Origin of the sequence: Thioclava atlantica (genome assembly GCF_000737065.1) — a bacterium.
Taxonomy (GTDB): Bacteria; Pseudomonadota; Alphaproteobacteria; order Rhodobacterales; family Rhodobacteraceae; genus Thioclava; species Thioclava atlantica.
Genome location: NZ_AQRC01000007.1, coordinates 1 through 26318 on the forward strand (window position 1 = coordinate 1; position 26318 = coordinate 26318).

Here is a 26318-nt window from a genome sequence, read left to right on the forward strand (position 1 = left end):
GATATCCGGAACACCTGACCGGATGTTGTCGGAATGCCCGACCGGATGCGTCGGTGTGCGCAGTTGGACACACGCCTGCCTCGCTCGACGCTGCGATCCGGGCGGCGAAATCCGAAGCTAGGCACAGTGGCCGAATGCTCGATGCACCGATGCTGCGGACGTTTCTGGGGCATGGGGAAGAGACATCGGGAGACCTGAAGCGTATCGCCATGCACGAGGCTGGGCACGCTGTTGTCGCCGAACTTCTTCGTCCCGGCTCAGTTCGCAGGGTCCAAGTTTCGCCACTTCATGGCTTTATCGAGCGTGCGCCCGCCCCCGTTTCGATGCTGCTTGCTGACATCGAAGACCAAGTCGTAGCACTCCTTGCCGGCCGAGCCGCAGAGCACGTCCTTCTCGGCACAGTGTCGAACGGATCCGGAGGTGGGGATCGATCTGACCTCGCGCATGCAACCGAACTCTGCATGGCTATCGAGCATAGATACGGAATGGGAAGCGACGGCTTACTGTGGAGCCCTGAAGACGTTCTCACCGTTGGGAGCCCGCGCGCGCTTCGTTCGCACGTCCGAAAGCGGCTGGACACCGCATGGCAACGCGCATGCGATTTGGTTCGTGAGAATGTCCTAGCGGTGGAGAGGGTAGGAAATGCGCTTATCGGCGAACGCGAGCTTTGCGGCGAAACCCTTCACGAGCTCACTACTGAAACAAGCGAGCCAGACAGACCAGAGCGCAAACAGGCTCGGCCTGGTGTTGAATAGTCAGCGATCACCCAGAATGGGAAAGGTTGCCTAACAAGGCCGAGGCCGGGTGGGACCCGTCCTATTTTTTGACCGGTTCGGCCCGAAAGAGACATTGATCCCAAGGCGGACCGCTACGGCGCAGCGTCACCGAACCGGTCATCTGCCCTTTGCTCAGCAAACCGGTTCCGGCGGAGGTCAGCTGAGCGGACGCCACTGCCGTTCGCCTCTACCGCCTTGATGCTCGCTACCTGCGCATTTCCGCGTTTGGGCGCGTGGCCGGATCTGGGCGCGTTCGCGAACAATCCCGTTACACCAACCGACGTCGTGGAACTCCGCTGTGGGACCGCCTCAAAGTTGACATCGTGCAACAAGAACTGCACCCTCGAAAGTTGAAATGGGCCGACGAGGAGCCATGCATGTCGGATGTTTCGGTTCGGATGGCAGAAGATCCTGGTGATTTCGAAGTTGCCCAGAGGTTGTGCCGGGAATGGCTGGATTGGCATTGGCGCCACTACCCGAGCGATTGGCCGCGCGGGGCCGACAACCCGATGGACCCCATGAAATTCGAGGCGATTGTGCAGAGATTGCCAACGCTCCATGAGCGGCCCGGTGGCGGCATCATCATCGGGTCGGTGGATGGGCAAGCCGTTGGGTGCGTGATGTATCGTGAAGCGACAAAGGAAGCAGGCCTCGCAGAGTTCAATCGGATGTTCGTGAGCGAGAGCGGCCGGGGCCACGGACTTGGGCAGAAGATGCTGGAGCACATGTTTGAGCAGCTAATAGCAGACGGCTACCGCAAGGTATTTTTTTCCTCTGCAAATTGGCTGACTCACGCGAGAGCGATGTATGAAGCGGCCGGCTTCTCGGATATTCCGCATCCTACGGGTTTTCCGGACACATGGCGAAACCATGTCTACTTCATGGAGCGCACCCTCATTTAGCAGCTGCAGACCGGTCATTCGACGCTGACCAGTCATCTGTGCGTTTCATCTGGATGTCCGCAAGGTCCCAAACCACCTGTTCATACCATCCGCAGCATTTGTCACTCTGGGCTTCTGCCTAGCGCCGCATTTTTTCCGCCGTTGTTCCGGCAGAGAAGGACCAACGGGGCAGAGAAGCCCGCCGCGCGGCGAAGATAGCAGGCGGACCTTTTTCTCCGAAGGTTCAGACCGCTTGAAATCGAGGCTACTGGTCGAACCGGGATGGCCGACGGCAGAGCGCAGGGGCGGGGTTTATCCTTGATGAGCTGGGTAAGCACGACGAAGACGCGTCCTCGGGCGCTGCGCGGGCTCAGTCGATCTGGATCGGCACCCGGAGTGTCACGCGATAGCCCGGGGCCGCATCGCCGGTGCTCATGGAGGCGCCGAGCTGGCCGACGAGGCCGTCGATGATGCGGGTGCCCAAGCCCTGTTCGGTGTCCTCGGCCTTGCCCGTGCCATTGTCGGCGACGTTGAGGACCAGATCGCCGTCTTCCAAGGTCGTCACCACCTCGATCACCCCGTCCGAACGCCCCGCGAGCCCGTGCTTGATCGCGTTAGTTGCCAATTCATTCACGATCAGGGCGAGCGGGATGGCCTTGTCGGCGGGCAGGTCGACCGCGACCGGATTGCTTCGGACTTCCACGCCGGCGCTCCCGGCATCGCCTTCCGCGAGGTGGTCGCATAGCTGCTGCAGGTAGTTCCCGAAGGCGACAGTCGATAACGCGTTCGAACGGTAGAGCATCTCATGCACGGAAGTGACCGCATAGACCCTGCGCGCCGCCCCTTCAAGCCGGGCGCGAACCTCGCCTTCTCCGGCCCTGCGGGCGTCCGTATTGAGAATGCTCGCCACCAGTTGGAGGCTATTCTTGATACGGTGATTCACCTCGCCCAGCAGAGCTTCCATCTGCGCGAGCAACCGATCTCGGTGCTCCAGTGTCTCGGTCAGCTTTTCCTCCCGCTCCTTCGAGATGGAGACGTCGAGGCTGACAACCAGGAAGCGCGGCAGCGCATCGCGATGATCCCGCACGAGTTCGCCATGCGCGGCCAGCCAGCGCGTCGTGCCGTCCTCGAGGACCAGGCGGTGCGTGAACGACACGGAGGTATGGTCCGGGGCGTCGATTTCCCGCTCGAGGGTCGCGCGCACATCGGCGCGGTCATCGGGGTGGACACGTGCGAAGAATTCAGGCGCTGGTAGGGTGCCTTCGCGTTCCGGAAGCCCGAGCAGGGTTGAGAATGCCCGCGACATGTAGATCGTCTCGGTCTTGGGGTCGTATTCCCAGAACGCGAGATCGTTGACCCGCTGGGCCGACCGAAGTCGGATCGCCTGATCGCGGCGGAGGGTCACCTCTTCGGTGACGTCCCGGACATGATGGATGAGCGCCACGACCTCGCCGTCGCGCAGGACAGGCGTGTTCAACGGCTTCCAATAATGCTCCTCGAAGCCGCCCCGGCCATCTCGAAGCTGAATGTCATATTTCTGAACCGCCATCGCGTGCGGGCGGCCGGTCGAGCGCGCGGTTTCCAGCGACGCGCGCAGGTTGCGCACCCCGTCGGCGGTCGGATCCTCGGGATTGTCGGGAAACGCGTCGAACAGGGGGACGCCGACGAGGTCCTCCCGCCGGTTGCGGGTCAGGTTCAGGTATTCCTGATTGACGTCGATGATGTTGAATTGCGGGTCGAGGATCAGATACCCGTGCGGGGCGGCCTCGAACACGGCATCGCGCAGAAACTCGGTTCTCAGCTCTTCCGAAGTCTCAGTCATATCGTCCCCCAATGCATGCCTTGCGAATATTGGACGCTGTTCTCCGGACCTCTTTAGAGGCGCCGCTTTAATAACTTTCAGGCGAGGGGCATGCTTTCGCATGCGCTCCGCCGAAGCTCGCAAATCTGTCCGCCTGCATCTGAAGCAGCCCCTCCCGTTGCGCGAGCTATGATCGCAGCATACAGCCTACCACGTGTGCGGCAACCGCAGAGCGATACTCAGCGACAAGGTCGGGCACCGGCATCTCTCCGGTGAGCGCCTCGCAGGCTTGAACACCTCCAAGCGGCAACTCTGCAAGACTTGCGATCTCTTCCTAGCTTAGGTTGGCTGCGTCGCGCAGAACACCGAGTTCCATCGCGAGATCGATCTTGACCGGAAACTCAGCCTCGCGCTCCGCGATCTCCGGGCGCACCTCTAGCATTTTTTCGCGAAAGTTCTCCATCTGTCTCTCAGAGCATGGTTCGGGTATTTGTGGGAGCTTCGAGTTGTCAGGCTTGGGGGCGATCGGCCCAGAGCTGCCGCTGAAGTTGACGCCAAATGCTGCGATGCAGCTTCCCCAAAGTGGACGTCCACCACTTAAGCCAAGGCGCGTTGGTTCAGGGCAACCATGATGGGTCGCAATATCGTAACCGTCATTCCCGCTTATCGGTTGCTAGACTGAGTACAGGTGAACGTGACTCGTAGGAGTATCGGGACAAACAACAGTCCTGCGGGCGCTCATTCGCCGTCGACGATATTATGCTCCTCCGGTAGATTTCCCGGTTTCCGACCTCCTTCGAAAACCGAATGATGGATGCACGAGCCTGAAGGGATGCGCCGAGGTTCCATTCTCGGAATGATCCACCCAAAGACGTCACGCCTCTTGGAGTCCGAAGGCTTTCTCCGCGGAACGAATTCCAGCAGACGCCAGCCAACGCTCATGGAGTCATGCTCGTCCGAGGTCGGATCCGGACCAACGTATTGTCCGTGATCGGCCTTTCCGAGAACCAGTTCATTTACGGTTCGTGTCTTGTAAAGCAGGCCAAAGTCTTTCGTTTCTTCGATCATCCAATGTAGGGGGATCTTGGCCAACCCAGCCTCCTCCTCCGGATACCCGCCTCCGATATCGCCGTGAACACCGGCAAACCACACTTCCTTGAAATCTTGCGGCGTTCCGTCAGTATCATCAAATCTGTTCGCGCTGAATGTTTGACCCTCGCTCCAAAGCTGAGGCCTGAACATCGTTCGTCGATCGGAAATAGCCACGGCATGACGCACTGCCTCAACGGAGGAATTGTTGCGGGTATGGGCATGGCTGCGCAGGCGAGGCAGAGTGCGACCGCTCTCGATGACAGATGCGACAGTATCAAAAAGTCCGAGCAGTCGTACGGGTGGACGGTCCGGTCGCATGATCCTCTCGAACAGACGCATTTCGGCGAAGGCATCCTCGCCGCTGGAGCCAATGCGCTTGTAGGCCCTGTAAGCGTAGTCGAGAAGATTAAGGTTCCTCGCTTCCATCAAACCGAACGTGTGAATGAAACCCGACAGGACGCGGGCCGAGTACGCACCGCGCGAGAACCCGAAAATGTAAATCCTATCGCGCTCCCCGCCATCGTTGCGCTCGTAGTTCTCGACAAGAAATTGATAGGCTTCCTTCACATTGGCATCGAGCCCCCACCCCGTTGCCATTCCCCAGATCTCAACCGCCTTTCGCCAAAGATGAGACCAGGCCCCTTCAGCGCCGAAGGTTCCCACGCCTGGATCATAGTAAACGAGCTGCTCTTCGTTCTTCTTCAGCGTCCCATATAACCGAAGGATGTTGGTCCGATCAGCTGATATTTCATTTGATGTGCCGTCGAGCAGAATGACGATATTCTTTGGCATATGCGTTCCTCATACTACCGCTTCGAGCCGTTCTTGAAACTCGCGCATCCAGGACTGCGCCATGGCGGAGTAGGGCTGATCTTCGGCACACATCTCTATCAGCTCGACAAGCGTTCGGTCCCCGAACCCGTCCACCTGCACCCCCGCGCGTTTGATGTCCGGGTCTGCACTCCCCTTCAACTTTTCAGCCAGGAGTTTCAGATCGATTGCGAGATCGGCCAGAAATTCCAGCCGACGAAGAAGGCGCGTGCGGGCTTGTACGAGCCTCAGACGATTGAGGCCATAGACATGAACCGACGTGGCACCCTTCGAACTCAAGCCGTCCGCACCCGTAAAGTCCGGATCGCCGGCGAGTTCATTGGCTAGGACGAAGGAGACAGGCCTCTCTCTGTCAAAGAAGTATCTGATATGAAGTTTCGGGTCGTCCTCGCACGGGTTCAACAGAAGCGCCTTCTCGGCCGTTATCTGGTCGGTGCGCTTCGAAGCACGAACGCCCGTCTCTGCGAGCGGAAAACTGTCCTTCTTTCCTGATCCGACGGTGGCCGATGCCGAATACCCAGCCGTTTCCTCCAGCAGTCGCACTTGGGACGTATCCCCTTTAGGGGTGACCTGGTTCCGCTTTCGATTGCAATCGATGCAACTTGGAAGCAGGTTCTCCCACACCATCGCCAGCCACCAGTAGCCCCTGTGGTCGCTTTCGCCAGCCACGGCGCCCTTGGGACGGAAGTGTTCAACGTCGAGCGGCTGAGAACTCGCATAGAAGGTTTCACAGTAGGCACACTTGCCATGAAACATCTTTTCGAGCGCGTCTTTGACAGACTTGAGCTTGTAGCGCTTGAAGTCAAAGCTCTCTGGGTTTGCAGGATTGCCTTCGAAGTGCGTAATCGCATCAAGAAGCTCCTGACCGCCCTTCTCACTCAGATCCTCGGGCGCAGCTTCTGTTCGATCGACCTTTCTCATCCGACGCTCCGCAAGGCTTCGAGAATGGATTGGCGGGTTTCGTCTCGCAGCTGCCGCAACTTTTCGTCGCTGGCGTCGCGACGCTCACGCAGGAAAGTCGCTATCGCCTCCTGGACCAGTCTCTGGACTTCCGTGTGGCCAATCGGCAGATCAGCAGAGAGTTCCGTAAGATAAGCAGACAGCTCCGGATCATCCGAAGGTTTGGTACCCTTGGCCAAACGGTCCTCCATTTCCGCCGCGCGCCGTTCCGCGGCGAGGCTTTCTGTTGTTCGCATCTGGAAGAAATCGGCGGTCAAAAGCTGCTCCACTGTCCAGTTCTCGTTGTCGGGCAGATCGACGAGGCTATGTGTAAATACTGGAAGGTCGGTGCGGGCCTGATCGCCGGATATCCGCTCCAGCACCATAACTTCGCCTTTCTTCATACCTCTAAGACAAAGCGGATCATGCGACGTCGCAATGAATGTGACACCCGGCAACGCCTTTCTCAAACCGGTCATGATCGACATTTTCCAGCGAGGATGAAGGTGGGCCTCGACCTCGTCGACCAAGACGAGTGCCGTCGCTCCATCGAGGGACTCAAAGCCCGGGTTCACCCGCGGGTCCATCAATCCCTGCATGATGTCGCAGAGCATGGCGAGCACGGCGCGAAATCCGGATGACACCAGCTCAATGGGTGTTCTGAGGGGACTTTCCTGCTCCTTGCCGGACGGCTCTGCGACGACGAAAATCTTACCATCACTTCGCTCAAGGACTTCGAACGCACCCTCGATACTGAAGACCTCTCGCAGGGCACGTACCACCATATCGAAGTTCGCATCATCCAATTTGAGCAACCAACGTTCCGGATTGGAGAGGAGCTCGTCTGAATGAAAGAGCGACCTCACGTGCTTGTGGACCGCGAAGTTGCGCTCGCCTTTCAGGAATTGCCTGTAGGCGCCGTACGCAAAAATGGGTAGATGAACTGAGCCGCTTTGCGTCATGTGGCCGCCCTCTCCGCGCGACAACATGAGCGATATGGGCGGTTGCTCAGTAAACTCTGCCGATATCTCGGCATTGGGCGGCGCCGCCTGATCGGGTGCCCCAAGATATTTTGGATCGAGCACGGCGTTCGAGACTGGAAAACGCATTCTTGTCCGCGCAGCCGCCGGCATGATCGCTAGGGCAACAGCTTCCAGAATTGTGCTCTTGCCCGTAGCATTCTCGCCCAGAATCAGCAGTGCCGGTGCAGGCTGATTTGGTTCCGATGGCGGCAGATCGAAGTCAATTTGTTCGAGTGACTTGAAATTGCGTATCGACACCGATCGCAGCGATGCCGGTTTACCACGAAGTTCGAACAATGGGGCCGCAGCCTCTTCGTTGTCCCCACGCGTGTCGATGCTTTCAATCGCAGCACGGAACCGATGGATTCCGTCGTCCGTTCGAGCAAGCGCTGCGATCTGACCGCGCCGGTCGCGGGACGCACGACGGCCCAACGCTTCATGAAGAACCTCGCGTAGGAACAGATCACAGGCGCCCTCGTGTCCAAAATCTGTCGGATCTGGCCTTTCGGTCTCGCGCCGTAACTGGAGTTCTGTTTGTTGGATCGAGTGTCTAATTGCGCGTTCGCGGCTTTCTTGGAGCTCAGTCCGATCGAGTCGGAAATGCCGGATTGTCTCGTGACCGCGTCGACTGAGACCAACGACCTCGCCGGTTGAGCGAAAAAATAGACTTCTCCAAAGTTGTTTGTCCTTGCAGGGATCGAGAAGCACGTGTCGTTCTTCCAACGGATAGTCCGGCCAACGCCCATCGTTGCGCTCGACAAAGCTCTCCAGCATCTGAAGGTCAGGTATGTTTGTCCGTCGCCCATTTACCGGAAAGAAGCTTGGGTTCTCTGGCCTACAGCCATGGCAAATAGGGTAAAGGTTTTCCCAGGCTTCCGCGAGCCAAGCATAATACAGGTGAGACGCGCTGGCATCTTCGACCGGTTCGGCATTTGCACTTGGTCGAAAACGATAGATCAAGGGCTCGGTGAGAGGTCTTTCGCAGAACGCACATCTGCTCTTGAAAAGTGTCTCCAAAGCATTCCGAACATCCTCACTTGTGCTCGGCCCCTTGGGATCAAGAACAGATTCGAGGCGCGTTTGATGCAATTTTCGGACATCCTGGCGGAACATTTCCAACAAATTGCGACGTGCTTCATGTGCGGTTGGGCGAGAGAACGCTGCCGGGACAGAGATGGCATTACGATCGACAAACCTCACATTGAAATCCTTTCGGCGTGCGGGGTCCTGGAGCAGCTCCTGACCGGACAGAACGAGTGCGTCGAATGCCAGTGTCGGTAATTGGCATGCGTTGAACCAGCAAAAAAATAGTTTCTGAAGACGCGCGTAGCTTCACATCTGCAAGTCACACTGTCAAAATCGGTCCTGACCAAGTCCGAAGATGTTCCACTCCGGCGGATTGGACGGCCTGGTTGCCGTTCGCGTGTGCCATTTCGCATACGCAAATTGAGGTGCCCCTAGATTTGTAGACACTTTGCTCGCTAACTTTGAGGCAAGAAGGCCGACAGCCTCGTCTTCCAACGCATGATTGCGATCGCGCTTGGGTAAATCATCGAACGACTTCATCTCATATCATCTACCCGTTCCGCTAACGGTGCGCAGAGGCCTGCCGTCTTCTATGTGCTACATATCATTCGAAATTTTGATGCGAAGGTATCAACAACGAATGACTCCGTTGAGGCTAAGACTTGTGAATGTGTACTATTCTTGGCCGCGAGCGAGTACCCTGGCTGGACCACAAAGATCTCGAATTGGTATTCGAGCTGGTTTCGCTGCGAGCGCAGGGCCTTCAAATCGTCAACTCCGCCTTCTTCGAAGCGACTTGGGTTGCCAGCTCGCAGACGATCACCTTCACGCCTAAGCAACCGATCGATCAACCTCTGTGGTCGTTCGCACCTTCGAACTGACCGTTGGGCTTGACCACACACCTCGTAGAGGTCGCCGACCCTCGCACCAGGCGCATCCGAAGACGAATATTTGCAGTGATACAATCGCACCGTGACGTGATTGCCATCTTGCTCGAAAGCCACGACATCAGCGACCTCACCGGTCCCATCATCATTAAATATGATGTGGCTTCCCGTAGCTGAGCGAACCTGCTCGATTGTCCTCGCTTGAACACTATCGGCCCGCCGCTCAAGTCCGAGCGATTCAACGCGGATATCCACTCCGGTCCAATCCCAGACCTCGAAATGGTCATCTGGGAAGTACGGCACTTCCGTATCGGGAAGTGGAAAGAGTTCATCCGCCACAAGGGAATCACCGTCGGCGAAGTAGATCGTCGGGGGATACTCATGAAACCAGCGTGACAACGGGACAGGCGCCGCACTCTTTTCGGCTGACGCAGATTGACCTTCCTTCAACGCGTACCGCACGCCTTCGTCGTTGATCGTCATCGTAAACTCTGCACGCGCAGTACCTGCCACTATCGAGAACTCGATGCGGTTCTGTGCGTCATGCGACGAAAGTTCCAGTTCGCAGTCATAAATGGAGCGTTGTTCGCCGTTGATTGTGAAAACCCAACTATCTTCATCAAGGACAGACATCCCCTCATACCAATCGACAGCGACTGGAGACTTTTGGGGAACCTCCGAGACAAGCTCGGGCTGAATGAGGCGATCAATGATGCCGGCCGTCGAGATCGTCTCATCGAGAAGTGAACGACCAAGGTCGTGGCACCAGTCCATCCAGCGTCCGAAATCATTGGTACGCTCTTGCGCCCAGATCTTTCCCTTTCGCGAACAGCCGAGCGACACCCTACCATCGTCAGTGAAGCCGACAACCATCAGGTTTGTCTTGCTGCGCGTCCTGTTCCCACTTCGGCTTCGCAATTCATCAGCAATATCGCTGCCTTGATATTGCGAATAACGTATCTTGCGGCGACGCGTTTCACTCAAGCCCAACGTATTCAGCACCGGACGCCGCAAAGGATCGAGCGCCCGAAAGATATCTTCGCCCCGAATTCGTTCTGCATCGTCGCCGCATAGCGCTTTGGCCAAATCGTCCAAGCGATCATCATGCGAAGCCGAGACATAAAGCAGACCGGCCTCTTGATCCCAATGCACCATGAAGAGATCGTAGGTAACATCGGCGATGCCTTTGAAGCGGCTCCATTTCGGTAGGTCGGCGCGTTCGGTGATGAAGATTGCCAGCGCGTCGTGGTGGTTAATGTGTGGACCATCGACGATCAGCTGTCGGTGGTCGAACCTTTCAATGCCACCAATTGGGTCCCAAGGCGATTGGGTTGTCTTGTAGACAATCGTCCCCAAGGTCGGGCGCAATGTTTCCAAAGGTATCTCTGCATCAATTCCCCCAAAGCCCTCGAACACCTCTTCGCGTCGGACGGCACGCTCGGTTGCTTTTGAACCAATCTGATTGATGAGCTTGTTCCAATCCGCATCCTCAGCAAACAAACTTGCCAAGGGGCTTCCTTCATCTCGCGTCACCGCAGCGATAACTGTTGCCTCACCCAGATCGTCGCGAGTGCGCGTGAAACGACCAACGAACTGCAGCGTCACGGCCTCTGACTTCTTCGGATCATGCAATCCCGCTATCTTGAGCTCGGGCAGATCAAAACCCTCACCGAGCATATCGACACAAACGACGATGCGATGCTTGCCTGCTCGTAATTTCGTGATCGCATCAGCTTGCTCAGATGCGCTCAAACCGCTGTGTAGAAGAACTGGATTGTATTGAGGCCAACGACGCCGATACTTCTCATGCAACTCTTCCGCTCGGGTCCGCTTGTTTCCCCGCGCCATCGCAAGGTGGCGATATCCGTTCGCCTCGTCCGCTTCGAGAGCTTCACCGACTTTCTCAATGATTTGTTCGTCGATATCGTCGCGGTCGAGCCCATCGACGGGCTGATAGTCGATTTTTCTGAAATAGCCCTCCGCTTGAGCCAGTCCCAGCGGGTAAACAAAAATGAACTTGCCATCGACCCGCATTCCATCATTGCGGAACGGCGTTGCTGTGAATTGAACGATCTTGACGTTACCGAACGCTTCCCTGAATTCGCGCCAGGTTCTCGCAGCCACGTGGTGAGCCTCATCGATGAATAGATGCGACGTACACTCAGCCATTGCCGCTTGAATTTCTGACGACACACCAGCGGCGATAGACATCGTTGTGATAACGACGTTCGAGATGGCGAACAGACCACGTGCTTCCTCGACACTCGTTGGTCGCTTGCGCAGCAACGATACCACTGGGTATTGCGCGCCTTCATCAATCAAGCCAGCTTTAGGCAGTATACCCAGTTGCTCGAACGCATTTGCAATCTGTGTTCTGAGCGCGTCGCTTGGCACGATCACCAGAATGCAATTTGCCCGTTCTTGAAGACCTGCTGCAATCATCGTCTCCGTCTTACCGGTTCCCGTCGGCATAACGACCGTGGCGATCTTCGCGGACACAGTCCAATGGGCTTGCAAAGCGTGTAGAGCGCCAATCTGAGGTGAGCGGAAACCTGGTTTGATGACCTGATCGCCATCCGTTTGCTCGCTTGCGAAAGAAACGCCATTAGTCCAGCTGGAACCGATCTCATTGCAAAGCTTCGAAATTTCGTCAGCATCTTTTTTCGGGTTCAGCGGCAACGGCGCTAGAAGGGTGAGTGGTGCATCAGAGGCCCTCGTGACGAAGGTCTCGACGTCAACTGCCGTGGGGCACACATACACTTTGTCGAACGGAACAGATGAGGTTGTCTTACGCGGAAGAAACAGGATTTCGTGTCCGTCCTGATCTTCGCCGACGACACCGACGAGATGTCGTTGTGAAAACGGTCTTATTCTAAGCCGCCGGGTAATGGCCGGTTCTGCAATTGCCTCAATACTAGCGCCAAACTGCGCTCCAAAAACGGCTAGCCTGCGATCAAACTCGATATCGATCTCGGGCGCGGATTCATCTATATCGAAGAGCGTGCCGACATTATTTCTTCTACCCGTCAATCCCCTTACGCCTTTTCTGCTTCTTTATGCTTAAGAGCTTCAGTATACGAACGACCTGCTTTGGACTATGCCGGTTTAGATAACGCGATTCCGGAAGCCCGGTTACAGTCTCCCTCTTGCTGTACCAATTTCTCTGCCGAATGTCTGCTTTTGCAGGAAGCCGTCCCATACCATGCTATAGCAGCGAAGGTCCGCTTCTCTAATTGGGTGTCTGGGTCAAGCTCGTTTTCCTTCTTATGAGGGATCGCGTATCCGGGTCACGCTTCTCTTCGCAGTCTGGTTTGGCGTTCGAAGGGCGCCGCTGCATGCATGTGTCGGATTGGTAGTGGAGAGCCCCGCTTTCCGGCGCGCTTCAAGTTGCGCAGCAGACATTTTCGGCTTCATCCACACACCTCGTCCGGATGGACGATCCCGTTCAGGTTAGGTGGTGGGCTATTGGGTCATGCCTGGCCTCCCACTTTTTCCTGACGGAACTCTGTGCCGTCGATCCACATCCGATGTAAAAGGACGGCCAGTTTGCGAGCCACCGCGACGACGGCACGGCGGCGGCCTTTGGTGCGCATGAGGCGCATGCCCCAAGACTTGATCTGCGATCCGGCCATCGTTCGCATAAGCAACGCATTTGCGGCAGCGTAGAGCGTCGCTCGGACATTCTGATCACCGGCTTTGGAGATGCGACCTGGGTTGTCGTGTTCGCCGGACTGGTATCGCCTCGGCGTGAGACCAAAGTGCGCGGCTACTGTGCGAGACCGTTTGAACCGATTGGGATCATCGACCGCTGCTTTGAAAGTCAGAGCAGCGATCGGGCCTACACCAGGCACCGTCATCATCCGCATGCAGACCTCGTCTTGCGACGCCGCACGCTTCACCCGTCGATCCAGTTCAAGATAATGCTGGAACAGGACGGCACGTGCATCGAGCAACGGAATGACCGCGTGCGCGAGAACTTCATCCATCTCGATCATGGGCCTCACGAGACCGTCGAAGCTACCGTGCTTGACGGTCCGGGGAAGGCGAACACCGAATATCTTCAGCAATCCACGCACTTCGTTTGCCAAGTCCATTGTTTTCTTCAGCAAGGCCTTTCTGGTGCTCAGCAGGGCCCGTAGCCCGTGCGCCTCCCGGCTCTTCATATGCACCGGGCTGAACCAACCCGTCCGCAAAATCTGGGCAATGCCCTTGGCGTCCGTCTTGTCTGTCTTGTTCCGCATCGCTGAAAGTGCGGCACTGACCTGGCGAGCTTCCATGCACACGATCTCGAAACCCATGTTTTGCAGGCCGAAGAAAAGGTGCTGGCTCAGCGCGCCAGCCTCAAAGCCGATCCGCACGATTGGGGCGCCGAACGCATTCAGGAAGTTGGCGATTTCGTCGACCTCACACGGGAGCTCTCGCTCCATGCAAACCTTGCCACGACCGTCCACAATGCAAAGCGCGCAAGACCGAAGCGACACATCCAAACCAACGAAGTATTCCATTTTCTGTCTCCCTATTCTCACAGCAATGCTGAGATATTATCGGGAGCTCGACCTTAGAGCAGGGTCAGCCCAATTACGCATGCTTCCCGCCCCTAGTGTAACTTCCAACCTCAAGGTGAACTAAGAACACTTGGTGAACTTGGCTAGGCGACCCCTTCTGTCAAGCCGAGCGACTTATCGGCTTGATCACGTGAGCGGACTACCGAAAATGCCTTGCCGCGCCGAATTCGAACACCTATCCTCGGGGACATCCAAATGTGGCAACAACCACGGATCTACGCAGAAAAGTCTTAACGACTTCAACACCTTAAGACTGAAGACAAGATAGCTCCGTTCCCTACCGCCGGAGCCAAATCCCCCTGATAAATCAGAGATTTGCGAGCAAGCCCCTTCGGGGGCTTTTCTCGTTTCCTCCCTAGGGTAACAACTGGGGTAACGAAAATGCCGCCAAGTTTTCAGCATGGCGGCGGGCGCTCTAGGTTGTCTTGCCGTGGTCATTGATCTCTTCTCGCGTCGTGTCGTCGGCTGGGCAATGCAGAGCCGCCAGACGACAGACGTTGTCCTGCAAGCGCTGCTCATGGCGACATGGCGGAGAAAACCCCGGGCAAAGGTTCTGATCCACTCGGACCAGGGCAGCCAATTCACCGGCATGGACTGGGCTGCGTTCCTTCGGGCCCACAACCTGGAGCACTCGATGAGCCGCCGTGGAAACTGCCATGACAACGCGGTCGCTGAGAGCTTCTTTAACCTGCTGAAGCGTGAGCGGATCAGACGACGGACCTACCGAACGCGCGAAGAAGCCAGGCAGGATATGTTCGACTACATCGAGATGTTCTACAATCCAAAGAGCAAGCACGCCCAGAACGGAATGCTGTCGCCCGTCGACTTCGAGCGACAGCAGAGACTGAGACAAGACGGCGTCTAAGAAATGCGGGGCTATTCAGTGCTTCATGTCGACGCCGCCGGCCTGCATGCATCCGGGCATGACTTCTTTCAGTCTGACAACGGCGTCTGGCTCGTCGATGAAGTGCAGACGGGGTACTTCTCTCTGTAACTGCCAACTCGGCCCGCGCTTTCATGCACGCGGGCCCAGGCGCCAGCTTTCGAGAGAAGCTCTGGATGGGCTTTTGTCGTGAGCCGGTGGCTGCATCTATCGCACCCGCACTGCATCTATTTTGCATCTACACTGAGCGATACTTGCCGAAAATCAGCGATATTTCACGACACTTGCATGATATTGTATGCAGCCCTTAATACCTCAAGGCATTGTTTTTACTTAATTACCCGATCCGGTAGTTCGGGCTCTCGCGGGTGATCTGCACGTCGTGGACGTGGCTTTCCTTGAGCCCCGCCCCGGTGATGCGCACGAAATTGCAGTTTCCGCGCATCGCGGTCACGGTCGGATGGCCCGTATAGCCCATCGCCGCGCGCAACCCGCCCACGAGCTGGTGGATCACCGCGCCGGCCGGGCCCTTGTAGGGCACCTGCCCCTCGATCCCCTCGGGCACGAGCTTGTCGGACGCCGCGTCCTTCTGGAAGTAGCGGTCAGCCGAGCCGCGCGCCATCGCGCCGAGCGACCCCATGCCGCGATAGGATTTGTAGGAGCGCCCCTGATAGAGGATGACCTCGCCCGGGCTCTCGTCGGTGCCCGCGATGGCCGAGCCGACCATGGCGCAGCTTGCGCCCGCCGCGATCGCCTTCGCGAAATCGCCCGAGAACTTGATCCCGCCATCGGCGATGATCGGGATGTCGCCGGCCGCGCTGGCCGCGTCCATGATCGCGGTGAGCTGGGGCACGCCGACGCCCGCCACGACCCGCGTGGTGCAGATCGAGCCAGGACCGATGCCGACCTTGACCGCATCCGCGCCCGCGCCGATCAATGCGCGCGTCGCCTCGGCGGTCGCGACGTTGCCCGCCACGACCTGCACGTCCGAGCGGAACGCCTTCACGCGCTCGACGGCTTTCGCGACGCCCTCGGAATGGCCATGCGCGGTGTCGATCACGATCAGGTCGCAGCCCGCCTCGATCAGCGCCACCGAGCGCTCATAGCCCGCATCGCCCACGGTCGAGGCGGCAGCGACCCGCAGCCGCCCCTTGTCGTCCTTGCAGGCGAGCGGATGGAGCACGGCCTTCTCGGTATCCTTGAGCGTCAGGAGCCCGGTCAGCTTGCCCTTGCCGTCGGTGACCAGCAGCTTCTCGATCCGGCGCTCCTTCATCAGGGCGCGGGCCTCGTCGCGGTCGGCGGGCTCGGTCAGGATCGCGAGATTGTCCTTGGTCATCATCGCCGAAATCGGCGTCTTGTCGTCCGAGGCGAAGCGCATGTCGCGATTGGTCACGATGCCGACGAGCTTGCCCGCCGCGTCCACCACCGGGAAGCCGGTGAAATTGTAGCGTTCGATCAGAGCCTTGGCATCGGCAAGGGTCTGGTCGGGGCGCAGGGTGATCGGGTTGTAGACGATCCCGCTCTCGAAGCGCTTCACCCGGCTGACCTCGGAGGCCTGCTGCTCGGTGGTGAGGTTGCGGTGGATCACGCCCATGCCGCCCGCCTGCGCCATCGCGATCGCCATGCGCGCCTCGGTCACCGTATCCATCGCCGAGGACAGAAGCGGGATATTGAGCCGGATGGTTTTCGTCACATGGGTCGAGACATCCGCGTCCGAGGGCAGCACCGAAGAGGCTGCGGGAACAAGAAGGACGTCGTCGAAGGTGAGCGCCTCGCGAATCTGCATGGGGGGATCTCCGGGACCAGATGCGTTTGGCAGTTCCCTGTTTCACGCAATGGACCCGAAGGCAACCCCCTAGCGCGGCAGGCGCATCTGTGCGTGCCCGCTCAGGCGATCGCGGCGTTCGTCTTGAGCGCGAGCTGCCCCTTCGCCCAGAGCTGGAGTACCTTCACCGCGATCGGGATCACGATCACAGTCGCGGCGATCAGCACCACCGCACCGGGTATCGTCCAGTCGCCGCCCTGCGCCAGGAAACACCCCGCCGCGGCCGTCGCCGGGAAGGTGAACGCGCCCCAGAGCGGCGAGAATCCCGCGGCGGTGAGCCAGCGCACCGAAAGCAGCAGAACCAGAAGATAGGCCGCGGCCAGCCCGGCCATCACCGCCGCGATCCCCGAGGCCTCGAAACCCGTGGCGACGGTTCCCAGAAGGGCCGCGGGCGCGAGATGGATCGCGAGCAGCGGCCGCAGAGGCGCGGGCACCCTTTCGCGCGCGAATTGCCCGATCGAGATCACCCAGATCGCCGAGGCCGAGATCAGCGCGACCCAGAACATCACCAGCGCGGGCGTCGTCAGCCCGAGCGCGAGCCCCGCGATCGCGCCCACGATCCAGCCCGAGAAGGTGAGCTGCCAGACCGGATTGACCCGGCGCTGCTCGGCCGGGCCGGTGGCGAAGACGCGGATCACCGTGGCGATCAGCGCCAGGTGCAGAAGAGCGGCACCCCAGAAGATCCCCTGCGCGAAGCCGCCATAGGGCCCGAGCGCCGCGGCAACGAGGTAGAGCGTGAGCACCGCCGCCGCCAGCCCCGCCCGCCCCGGCAGGATCCGCAGATCCTCGATCACCACGCCGGGCCGGCGCGCGATCTTCACCCCATAGGCGAGAAGCGCGAAGAGCGCGATCAGGGTCACCCCTCCGAGAAAGAGCTCGACGGCACCGGAAGGCAGCGCGAAGGCGCCGACGCCGCGCCGCCAGGCGATCCCGAGCCCCATCAGACCGAGGATCGGCGGAAAGATCGCCGGAGGCGTGCGGCGAAACAATCCCTTGGGCGTGGGCTTCGAGGGGGCGAAGGTCATGTCGGGCTCTCCTGCATAGAGTTCTGACACCCCCGTGATAGCCGCGACAGACAGGCGCTTGCAATCGCGCGCGCGCCGCGAAAAGCTGCCCTGGGCTGCGGCACTTTGTACGAGGGGGGCTTATGGCGGGACATGGCTACGAGACCGGGCGGCTGAACCTGCCCTTCGTGGGGATCGCGACCTTCGGCAAACGCCCCCTCGTCACGGATTGGGACGCGATCGAGGCCGATGTCGCCGTGATGGGCGCGCCGTTCGATTTCGGAACCCAGTTCCGGGCCGGTGCCCGCTTCGGTCCGCGCGCGGTACGCGAGGCCTCGACGCTGTTCTCCTTCGGCCATGCCGGGGCCTATGACCACGAGGATGACGCGACCTATCTCGGGCCCGAGGTAAGCATCGTCGATATCGGCGACGCGGATATCGTGCATACCGACACGGCCAGATCCCATGCCAATATCGAGACCGGAGTGCGGGCGATGCTCGCGCGCGGCGCGCTGCCGGTGGTGATCGGCGGCGATCATTCGGTCAACATCCCCTGCATCCGCGCCTTCGCCGAGGATTGCGCCGAGAAAGGCCCGCTCCACATCCTGCAGATCGACGCCCATCTCGATTTCGTCGACGAGCGCCACGGAGTCACCGAAGGCCACGGCAATCCGATGCGCCGCGCGGCCGAACGCGATTACGTCTCGGGCATCACCGCGCTCGGCATCCGCAACGTCTCCTCCACCGCGAAGGACGGTTACGAAGCGGCGCGGAAGATGGGCGACGATTTCCTCTCGGTGCGCCAGGTGCGCAAACTCGGCACGCAGGGCGTGCTCGACCGGATCCCCGAAGGTGCGCGGCTCTATGTGACGATCGACATCGACGGTTTCGACCCCTCGATCGCGCCCGGCACCGGCACCCCGAGCCATGGCGGCTTCCTTTATTACGAGGTGCTCGAGATCCTGCAGGGCGTGGCACGGCGCAACGAGATCGTCGGCATCGATCTGGTGGAGGTCGCCCCCGATTACGACCCGACCGGCGCGACACCGATCCTCGCCGCCCAGATCCTGCTCAACTTCCTCGGCTTCATCTTTCACGCCCGCGAGAACGGGCGCGTGTGAATCTTCGGCTCCCGGCAGGAAACGGCGCCGGGTCTCCGGAAGAAGGCGATTTTTGCCTGCAAATTCGTCGGGTTCTGAACTCTTCAGTTCAAAAGTTGACGTTAACGTCAAAAAGCGTGACCCGCAGGCCACAAGAGCCCCGGCCTCGCCGCGATGCGACGTCACGTAAGCGCAACGTAACGATTGATTTACACCCTTCGGCTGATAGCGTCGCGTCAGGGAACCAGCTTCGGCACGTTAGGGAAGAGGACTAGCATGAAACGTGTTTTGACATCTGCGGCAGTTCTGGCGCTTTGCGCCGGCGCCGCGCAGGCGGGCGGCGTCGAGCGTTCGAGCCAGTCGGTCGGCATTCTGTTCGAAAAAGGCAATTACGCCGAATTCAGCATCGGCGGCTTCAATCCGGATGTTTCGGGGACTTTCCCCACGAACGGCGCGCAATCGGGTGACATGGCCCCGGGCTACGGCACGTTCAGCCTTGGCTACAAGCAGGCGCTTAGTGACAAACTGGATCTCGCAGTGATTGTGGACCAGCCGCTCGGCGCGAATGTCCATTACCCCAGTGGGACCGGCTATCCGTTTGCCGGGTCGACCGCAAAAATCAAATCGACTGCGATCACAGCACTCCTGCGCCATAAGCTCGAAAATAACGTCTCGATCTATGGGGGCATCCGTTCGCAGACGGTATCCGGCAAGGCGGATCTGAGCGTCTACTCGACCGCGGCAATGGGATACGTCCCCTATAAGCTCGACACCTCCACCGAGACTGATTTCGGCTACGTTGTCGGTGTCGCATGGGAAAAGCCCGAGATCGCGGCACGCGTGGCCCTGACCTACAACTCGAAAATCACGCACAACTTCAGTGCCACGGAAGTGCTACCGACCACGGCGACTCTGAACTCGACCTTCGAGACCGTTTCGCCTGAATCTGTCAACCTTGAGTTCCAGACCGGCATCGCTGCGGATACTCTTCTTCTGGGCTCCGTTCGCTGGGTACACTGGACCCAGTTCCAGATCGCTCCCGACGGCTATCGTGCGACACTGGGCGGTGGTGCCGCCGGCAAAGACGGCGCGCTCGTGTCTTATGACGACAACACCATCACCTACAATCTCGGCGTCGGGCGCAAGTTTACCGATCAATGGTCGGGTGCCGTGATCTTCGGCTACGAGAAGCACACCGGAAAGCCGACGGGCAACCTCGGGCCGACCGATGGTTACAAATCCGTGTCGCTCGCGGCGAGCTACCAGGCCACCGACAATATCAAGGTCACCGGCGGTCTGCGCTATGTCGATATCGGCGATGCGACCACGAAGAGCATCAACGGCGACTTCTCCGGCAACTCCGGTTGGGGCGCGGGCCTGCGGGTCGGCATCAGCTTCTGATCCAACGCGTATCAGATCTCCGGAAAAGCCCTGCCCCTGCGGCGGGGCTTTTTCATGCGTGATCCGCAAGTTCCGGGTGGCGCGGGTCCCTCGGCGGCAGTAACGCTCATCCCATGAAAAACGCGCCCGCCCCCCTCTCGCTCTCGCCCCTCGCCTGGTCCCTGCTGGGCGGGCTCGCCTTGATCTGGGGCTCGTCCTTCCTGTCGAACCGCGCGGCCCTCGAGGGCGCGGGCGTCTTCACCGTCGTCTTCGTGCGGGTTCTGGGCGGCGCGCTCCTGCTCTGGCTCTGGGTGGCGCTGCGCCGCCTGCCCGTTCCGCGCGCGCCGCGCTATCTGGGGCATTTCCTGATCATGGGATTTCTCAACAACGCGATCCCCTTCTCGCTCATCGTCTGGGGCCAGCAGCATATCGAGTCCGGCCTCGCCTCGATCCTGAACGCCTCGACCGCGATCTTCGGCGCGCTGGTCGCGGCGCTGGTCTTTACCGACGAACGGCTGAGCGCACGCAAGCTCGCCGGGATCTCGGTCGGCTTCGCGGGCGTCGTGCTGGCGATCGGGCCCGATGCGCTCAAGGGGTTCGATCCGACCTCGGCCGGGCAGCTCGCGATCCTCGGCGCCTCGCTCAGCTATGGCTTCGCCGGGGCCTATGCGCGCTTTGCCGTCAAGGGGTTGCGGCCCGAAGTTGCAGCGGCCGGGATGCTGACCGGGGGCGTCGTCTGGATGACCCCGATCCTGCTTGCGACCGAGGGGCTCCCGCGTCTCGACTACGCGCCCTCGGTCTGGGCGGCGATGCTCTGGCTCGGTTTCGGCTGCTCGGCGCTCGCCTATCTGCTCTATTACCGGATCCTCGCACTGGCGGGCGCGGCGAACCTCGCGCTGGTGACGCTGCTGATCCCGCCGGTGGCGATCGTCGCGGGCTGGGCGGTCTATGGCGAACGTCTGGGCGCGGCCGAGCTGGCCGGCTTTGCGCTGCTGGCCCTCGGACTGGTCATCCTCAACCGCCGCCCCGCCGCAAAACCCCGTGACGCGCGCGCCCGGCCAAGCTAAACCGGGGCGACAGGACAAGGGGGACCGATGATCTATTCCAATCGTGCAGAATGGCTGGCGGCACCGAAGAAACGCGTGCTGCTCTTCGGCATGTCGGGTCTGGGCAAGACCTGGGCTGCGAACCTGCTGCGCGAGGCGGGCTGGTTCCACTACTCGGTCGATTACCGGATCGGCACCCGCTACATGGGCGAGTTCATCTCCGACAACTTCAAGCGCGAGGCGATGAAGAACCCCTTTCTTGCCGAGCTGCTTCTGTCGGACTCGGTCTATATCGCGTCGAACATCACCTTCGACAATCTCGCGCCGCTCTCGACCTATCTGGGCAAGCCGGGCGATCCGGCCAAGGGCGGGTTGCCCTTCGAGGAATACATGCGCCGCCAGCGCCAGCACCGCGAGGCGGAAACCGCGGCGCTGCTCGATACCGCGCATTTCATCGACCGCGCCGAGGATATCTACGGGATCGAGAATTTCGTCTGCGATTCCGGGGGGTCGATCTGCGAGGTCGTCGATCCCGAAGACCCGGAAGATCCGATCCTAACGGCGCTGTCGCACAACCTGCTGATGGTCTGGATCGAGGGTTCGGACGCCCATACGGCAGAACTGGTGCGCCGCTTCGACCGGGCGCCGAAGCCGATGTATTACCAGCCCGAATTCCTCGCCGAGAAATGGGCCGAGTATCGCGATCTGAAGGGGCTGGACGAAGAGGCTGTCGATCCCGATGATTTCGTGCGCTGGACCTATGCGAAGGCGCTTGCCCATCGCCAGCCGCGCTATGCGGCGATGGCACGCAACTGGGGTGTGAAGATCCGCGCCGAGGATCTCTATCTTGTCCGCGACCTCGAAGGGTTTACATCGCTGATCGCGGAGGCCCTTCCCGCCTGAGAGCGCAAAGCTCGCTCATCACTTGAAGAACAAACCATAAGAGACTGAAAACAATGCCGATCAAGCTGCCAGAAAACCTCCCCGCCTTCGACATCCTGTCGCGGGAAGGCGTGATGGTGATGTCGCCCGAACGCGCGATGCGGCAGGAAATCCGTCCGATCCGGATCGGTCTTCTCAACCTGATGCCGAAGAAGATCCAGACCGAGAACCAGTTCGCCCGGCTGATCGGCGCGACGCCGTTGCAGATCGACTTCCAGCTGATCCGGATGAGCGAGCACCAGACCAAGAACACCGCCGCCGAGCATATGGAGGAATTCTATCGCTCCTTCGCCGAGGTCGAGGCGACGGGCGAGAAATTCGACGGCCTCGTCATCACCGGCGCCCCGGTCGAGCAGTTGCCTTTCGAGGAGGTGACTTACTGGGACGAACTCACCCGGATCTTCGAGTGGACGCAGAGCCACGTCTTTTCCACCTTCGGCGTGTGCTGGGGCGGGATGGCGATGGCCTATCACTTCCACGGCGTCGACAAGCACATGCTCGATCACAAGGCCTTCGGATGCTTCCGGCATCGCAATTGCGCCCCCGCCTCGCCCTATCTGCGCGGCTTCTCGGATGACCTGCTGATCCCGGTGAGCCGCTGGACCGAAATGAAGCGCGACGAGCTGGAGGCGGCCGGGATGGTGACGCTGATCCATTCCGACGAGACCGGGCCCTGCCTGGTGGAGGACCGCGCCCATCGCGCGCTCTACATCTTCAACCATCTCGAATATGACAGCGGGACCCTGAAGGAAGAATACGACCGCGACGTCGCGGCCGGAAAGCCGATCAACGTGCCGAGGAACTACTATCCCGACGACGATCCGAGCCGCGCGCCGAGCAATCGCTGGAAGAGCCACGCGCATCTGCTCTACGGCAACTGGATCAACGAGATCTACCAGGAAACCCCCTATGATCTGGCCGAGATTGGTCGCTAGCCTGCTGCTCTTCGCGCTGGTCCTCAGCGCGGCGACTTGGGGGCTGGCGTTGTGGCGCGCGCGCAAGGCCGAGGCGCGCTACCCGCCCGACGGGATCTTCGTCGAGGTGGATGGCCAGAGGGTGCATCTGGTGGTGATGGGCGATCGCGGCCCCGATGTCGTGCTGATCCACGGCGCGTCGGGGTCGGCGCGCGCTCTGACCTTCGATCTCGCTCCCGAGCTTGCGAAACGCTACCGGGTCTTCGTGCCCGACCGGCCGGGCTTCGGCTGGTCGGATCCGCTCGAGACGGACACGATCGCGGCGCAGGCCGCGCATCTGCAAGAAGCGGTGCACCGGGCGGGCGCGCGCGATCCCATCGTGCTGGGCCATTCCTATGGCGGCGCGGTCGCGATCGCCTGGGCGGTGACACGGCCCGGAACGCTGTCGGGACTGGTCCCGGTCTCGGCGCCCTCGCATAGCTGGGACGCGCCCCTGCCTGCCCTCTATCAGATCACCGCGCCGCCGCTCGGCCAGGCGCTCGCCGTGCCGCTGATCTCGGCCTGGACGCCTCCCGCGACGCTGCATGGCGAGGTGGCGGCGGTCTTCGCCCCGCAGGAGATGCCCACGGGCTATGCGGAGTGGTTCGGCCCGGGCATGACCCTGCGGGCCCGGACCATGCGCATCAATGCCCGCCAGCGCGCGGAGCTCAAGCCGCAGATCGAGGCGCTGATCCCGCATTACGCCCGGCTCGACCTACCCGTGGTCTCGCTGCACGGCACCGCCGACACCATCGTCGCGCGGCAGATCCACGCCCTGCCCTTCACCGAGACCGTGGCGGAGGCCGAACTGGTCACGCTCGCCGGGCTGGGACATATGGTTCCCCATGTCGCACTCGAGGAGACGGTCGCGGCGGTGGACCGGGTGGCCCTGCGCGCGGGCCGGTTCTGACCCGCCGTCGCGAACCGGGGCCGGCGGGCGCTTGCGCGCTCATCGGGTGCGCCGCATACTGCGCGAAAAGAGGAGGCAGGGATGGCCAAGGACAAGTCCGACACCCCGTTCGAGATCCCCTTCGTGGGCGACATCACCAAATATCTTCGCGACGAGGCGCCGTCGGAGATCCGCAAGGCCATCGAGGGCGCGGACAAGGACGAGATCCTCGCCGCCTCCTATCCCTATGACGAGGAAATGAAGCGCAAGGCCTATGACCGCCACATGGAGGCGCTCCAGGTCGAGCTGGTGAAGATGTTCTGGGACGTCAAGGAGACCGGCAAGCGGCTGGTGGTGCTCTTCGAGGGGCGCGACGCGGCCGGCAAGGGCGGCACGATCGGTCGGATGCGGCAGAATCTCAATCCGCGCTCGGCCTATGTCGTGGCGCTGCCCAAGCCGACCGAGACCGAGGTCACGCAATGGTATTTCCAGCGCTACGTGGACTGGCTGCCCGCGGCAGGCCAGATCGCGATGTTCGACCGCTCGTGGTACAATCGCGGCGTCGTCGAGCATGTCTTCGACTTCTGCACGCCCCAGCAGCGCGAACATTTCTTCTGCCAGCTTCCCGATTTCGAGAAGATGCTGATCGATGACGGGATCATCCTGGTCAAGCTCTGGCTCAATGTGGACCGCGCCGAACAGCTGCGCCGCTTCCTCGCGCGCGAAAACGACCCGCTCAAGCAATGGAAGCTGAGCTGGATCGATGTCGAGGGGCTGAAGCGGTGGGATGCCTATTCCGAGGCGATCCAGGAAACGCTGGAACGCTCGGACAGCGCGCAGGCGCCCTGGACCGTGATCCGATCCGACGACAAGAAACGCGCGCGGATCGCGGCGATCCAGACCGTGCTGCATGCGGTCGATTACGCGCGCAAGGACCCCAAGGCGATCGGCGCGGTCGACGAGAAGATTTGCGGCGGCATCGACGTATTGAATGTCTAAGCAAGGCTATCACCACGGCAATCTGCGCCAGGCGCTGGTCGCCTCGGCGCTCGCGCTGATCGAGGAGAAGGGTCCCACGGGCTTCACCCTCTCCGAGGCGGCCAAGCGCGCGGGCGTCACCCCGGCCGCCGTCTATCGCCATTTCGAGGGGCGCGAGGACCTGATCGCGGAATGCGCGCGGCAGGGCTATCTGATCTTCGGCGATCTGCTCGATCACGCCTGGAACGGGGGCAAGCCCTCGGCGCTCGCCGCCTTCTCGGCGGTGGGGCGCGCCTATCTTGCCTTCGCGCGCAAATATCCCGGCCATTACATGGCGATGTTCGAAAGCGGCATCTCGCCCAACCGGTCGCCGGAGCTGGCCGCGGTGGCGGCGCGCTCGAATGCGGCGATGGAACGGGCGACCCAGGCGCTGATGGAGCATGTGCCTCCCGAGAAGCGCCCGCCGGTCGCGATGGTGGCAGCCCATGTCTGGGCGATGAGCCACGGCGTCGTCGAGCTTTACGCGCGCGAGGGCAACCGTGCCCCCTTCGCGCCCGCGGACCTGCTCGAGAGCGGGATCGGGGTCTATCTGCGCGGGCTCGGCCTGATCGCGCCCGACTGAAACGAAAACGGGCGGAGGCCATCGGCCCCCGCCCGCGATTTTCGCGACAGTCCGTGCGATCAGAACTTGTAGGACGCGGTGAGGTTCAGCGTCGTGGTGTCCAGGTCGCTGCCGGTGCTGTCGAAGTCGTTACCCTTGCGGTAATCGAGCTCGCCACCGACCGACCAGTTGTTGCCGATCGCCTTCTTCATGCCGAGGCCGACCATCGGCACGGTGTCGGTGTAGCTGGCACCGCCGATTTCGGCTTTCATGTGCGACGCGCCGAGAGCACCGTAGAACAGCATGTCCTGATAGGGCACACCGCCGATGAACTTGAGGTCGGTCATGTTCTTGACGCGGTCACCGGTGGCGTCGTCCTTCACGTCGGCGCCGCTATAGGCCAGCTCGCCACCCGCGACGAAGTTGCCGAAGTCGTTGAGGTAACCGAGGTGCACACCACCCACGGCGCCGTCGCCGCTGATGGCGCCGTCGGCATTGCCGTAGCCGATCTGGGCACCGCCGTAGAAGCCGCTCCAGTTGAAGTTCGCGGGCGCGGTCATGACCGGGGCCGGGGCGACTTCGGGAGCGGGCTGGGGCGCGGTGTAACCGCCGGCCAGCGCCGCGGTGCCGGTGAGGGCGAGAATGCTCGTGGTAGCGATAATGCGTTTCATTGTTTCTCTCTCCTGTCCTGGGGGCTCATCCCCCGTTTGACATTTCGGATCAGATCCGTGGCCCGGACCTATGCCTGTTTAAGTCCTCGTCAAAGCACTTGGTTCCATGCCTCGGCAGGGAGTTGCCGAAACGTGATCGCGACCGGCGAAATAGCGCGCGCGAAACCCGTTGCGGCATCTGGACAAAGCGCCCCCGCACAGGGCTTAATGAACGAGTGTTCATTTA

At 60.7% G+C, this 26318-nt stretch carries 20 protein-coding genes and 1 pseudogene; 11 read left to right on the top strand and 10 right to left on the bottom strand.

All coding sequences use genetic code 11. The features are described from left to right. Positions 1–209: 209 nt before the first annotated feature. Both DW2_RS20385 and DW2_RS09880 read left to right on the top strand, forming a co-directional pair. Positions 210–755 carry an ATP-dependent metallopeptidase FtsH/Yme1/Tma family protein gene (locus DW2_RS20385; protein ID WP_420340837.1) on the top strand — a complete coding sequence of 182 codons (546 nt, stop codon included), beginning with the start codon at positions 210–212 and terminating at the stop codon, positions 753–755. A gap of 398 nt (positions 756–1153) precedes the next feature. Beyond that, positions 1154–1678 carry a GNAT family N-acetyltransferase gene (locus DW2_RS09880; protein WP_038145963.1) on the top strand — a complete coding sequence of 175 codons (525 nt, stop codon included), beginning with the start codon at positions 1154–1156 and terminating at the stop codon, positions 1676–1678. A 349-nt stretch (positions 1679–2027) separates the two neighbouring features. On the opposite strand, the gene DW2_RS19065 is transcribed toward DW2_RS09880, so the two are convergent. The 7 genes from DW2_RS19065 to DW2_RS09915 all read right to left on the bottom strand — a co-directional run bounded on the left by DW2_RS19065 (position 2028) and on the right by DW2_RS09915 (position 13760). Further along, positions 2028–3491 (bottom strand): sensor histidine kinase, encoded by a 1464-nt coding sequence (locus tag DW2_RS19065; RefSeq protein WP_051855817.1) that lies wholly within the window; start codon positions 3489–3491, stop codon positions 2028–2030. Positions 3492–3792: 301 nt separating this feature from the next. After that, a complete protein-coding gene (locus DW2_RS20300) occupies positions 3793–3921 on the bottom strand; it encodes a hypothetical protein (protein ID WP_272944423.1) in 129 nt (42 codons plus the stop codon). Positions 3922–4196: 275 nt separating this feature from the next. Beyond that, on the bottom strand, positions 4197–5342 hold the full coding sequence (locus DW2_RS09890) for a DUF2235 domain-containing protein (protein ID WP_038145966.1): 1146 nt from the start codon (positions 5340–5342) through the stop codon (positions 4197–4199). A gap of 9 nt (positions 5343–5351) precedes the next feature. After that, on the bottom strand, positions 5352–6302 hold the full coding sequence (locus DW2_RS09895; RefSeq protein ID WP_051855820.1) for an HNH endonuclease family protein: 951 nt from the start codon (positions 6300–6302) through the stop codon (positions 5352–5354). Beyond that, positions 6299–8542, bottom strand: a complete 2244-nt coding sequence (locus DW2_RS19380) for an AAA family ATPase (protein WP_156102939.1) — start codon at positions 8540–8542, stop codon at positions 6299–6301. The genes DW2_RS09895 and DW2_RS19380 overlap by 4 nt, the downstream gene beginning before the upstream one ends. Before the next feature lie 416 nt (positions 8543–8958). Next, positions 8959–12285 (bottom strand): DEAD/DEAH box helicase, encoded by a 3327-nt coding sequence (locus tag DW2_RS09910; protein WP_081874942.1) that lies wholly within the window; start codon positions 12283–12285, stop codon positions 8959–8961. A gap of 440 nt (positions 12286–12725) precedes the next feature. Further along, the gene (locus DW2_RS09915; RefSeq protein ID WP_038145969.1) at positions 12726–13760 is read right to left on the bottom strand and encodes an IS110 family RNA-guided transposase; all 1035 of its coding nucleotides are present in this window, start codon (positions 13758–13760) and stop codon (positions 12726–12728) included. Positions 13761–14244: 484 nt separating this feature from the next. Between DW2_RS09915 and DW2_RS09920 the strand changes: the two are divergent. After that, positions 14245–14685 (top strand): annotated as a pseudogene (locus DW2_RS09920) (IS3 family transposase); the annotation flags it as partial. A gap of 355 nt (positions 14686–15040) precedes the next feature. Here the strand turns inward: DW2_RS09920 and guaB are convergent. Together guaB and DW2_RS09930 are read right to left on the bottom strand one after the other, a co-directional pair. Next, entirely contained in the window at positions 15041–16489 is a 1449-nt protein-coding gene (gene guaB / locus DW2_RS09925; RefSeq protein ID WP_038145971.1) for an IMP dehydrogenase, read from the bottom strand. A 101-nt stretch (positions 16490–16590) separates the two neighbouring features. Continuing rightward, positions 16591–17553, bottom strand: coding sequence for a TDT family transporter (locus tag DW2_RS09930; protein ID WP_038145972.1), 963 nt, complete (start codon positions 17551–17553; stop codon positions 16591–16593). Positions 17554–17675: 122 nt separating this feature from the next. Here DW2_RS09930 and speB point away from each other — a divergent pair, with 122 nt between their 5' ends. The 8 genes from speB to DW2_RS09970 all read left to right on the top strand — a co-directional run bounded on the left by speB (position 17676) and on the right by DW2_RS09970 (position 25442). Further along, positions 17676–18653: an agmatinase gene (gene speB, locus DW2_RS09935; protein WP_038145973.1), complete on the top strand. Its 978-nt coding sequence runs from the start codon at positions 17676–17678 to the stop codon at positions 18651–18653. 255 nt (positions 18654–18908) lie between these two features. Continuing rightward, positions 18909–20033 carry an OmpP1/FadL family transporter gene (locus tag DW2_RS09940; protein ID WP_038145975.1) on the top strand — a complete coding sequence of 375 codons (1125 nt, stop codon included), beginning with the start codon at positions 18909–18911 and terminating at the stop codon, positions 20031–20033. A 113-nt stretch (positions 20034–20146) separates the two neighbouring features. Then, the gene (locus DW2_RS09945) at positions 20147–21079 is read left to right on the top strand and encodes a DMT family transporter (RefSeq protein WP_038145976.1); all 933 of its coding nucleotides are present in this window, start codon (positions 20147–20149) and stop codon (positions 21077–21079) included. A 27-nt stretch (positions 21080–21106) separates the two neighbouring features. Next, entirely contained in the window at positions 21107–21961 is an 855-nt protein-coding gene (locus DW2_RS09950; protein ID WP_038145977.1) for a hypothetical protein, read from the top strand. Positions 21962–22014: 53 nt separating this feature from the next. Further along, positions 22015–22935, top strand: coding sequence for a homoserine O-succinyltransferase (locus DW2_RS09955; protein ID WP_038145979.1), 921 nt, complete (start codon positions 22015–22017; stop codon positions 22933–22935). After that, entirely contained in the window at positions 22910–23863 is a 954-nt protein-coding gene (locus DW2_RS09960; RefSeq protein WP_038145981.1) for an alpha/beta fold hydrolase, read from the top strand. The genes DW2_RS09955 and DW2_RS09960 overlap by 26 nt, the downstream gene beginning before the upstream one ends. Before the next feature lie 81 nt (positions 23864–23944). Continuing rightward, on the top strand, positions 23945–24841 hold the full coding sequence (gene ppk2 / locus DW2_RS09965) for a polyphosphate kinase 2 (protein ID WP_038145983.1): 897 nt from the start codon (positions 23945–23947) through the stop codon (positions 24839–24841). After that, positions 24834–25442: a TetR/AcrR family transcriptional regulator gene (locus tag DW2_RS09970; protein ID WP_038145984.1), complete on the top strand. Its 609-nt coding sequence runs from the start codon at positions 24834–24836 to the stop codon at positions 25440–25442. The genes ppk2 and DW2_RS09970 overlap by 8 nt, the downstream gene beginning before the upstream one ends. Before the next feature lie 59 nt (positions 25443–25501). On the opposite strand, the gene DW2_RS09975 is transcribed toward DW2_RS09970, so the two are convergent. Then, positions 25502–26092 (bottom strand): outer membrane protein, encoded by a 591-nt coding sequence (locus DW2_RS09975; RefSeq protein WP_038145986.1) that lies wholly within the window; start codon positions 26090–26092, stop codon positions 25502–25504. Positions 26093–26318 lie beyond the last annotated feature (226 nt).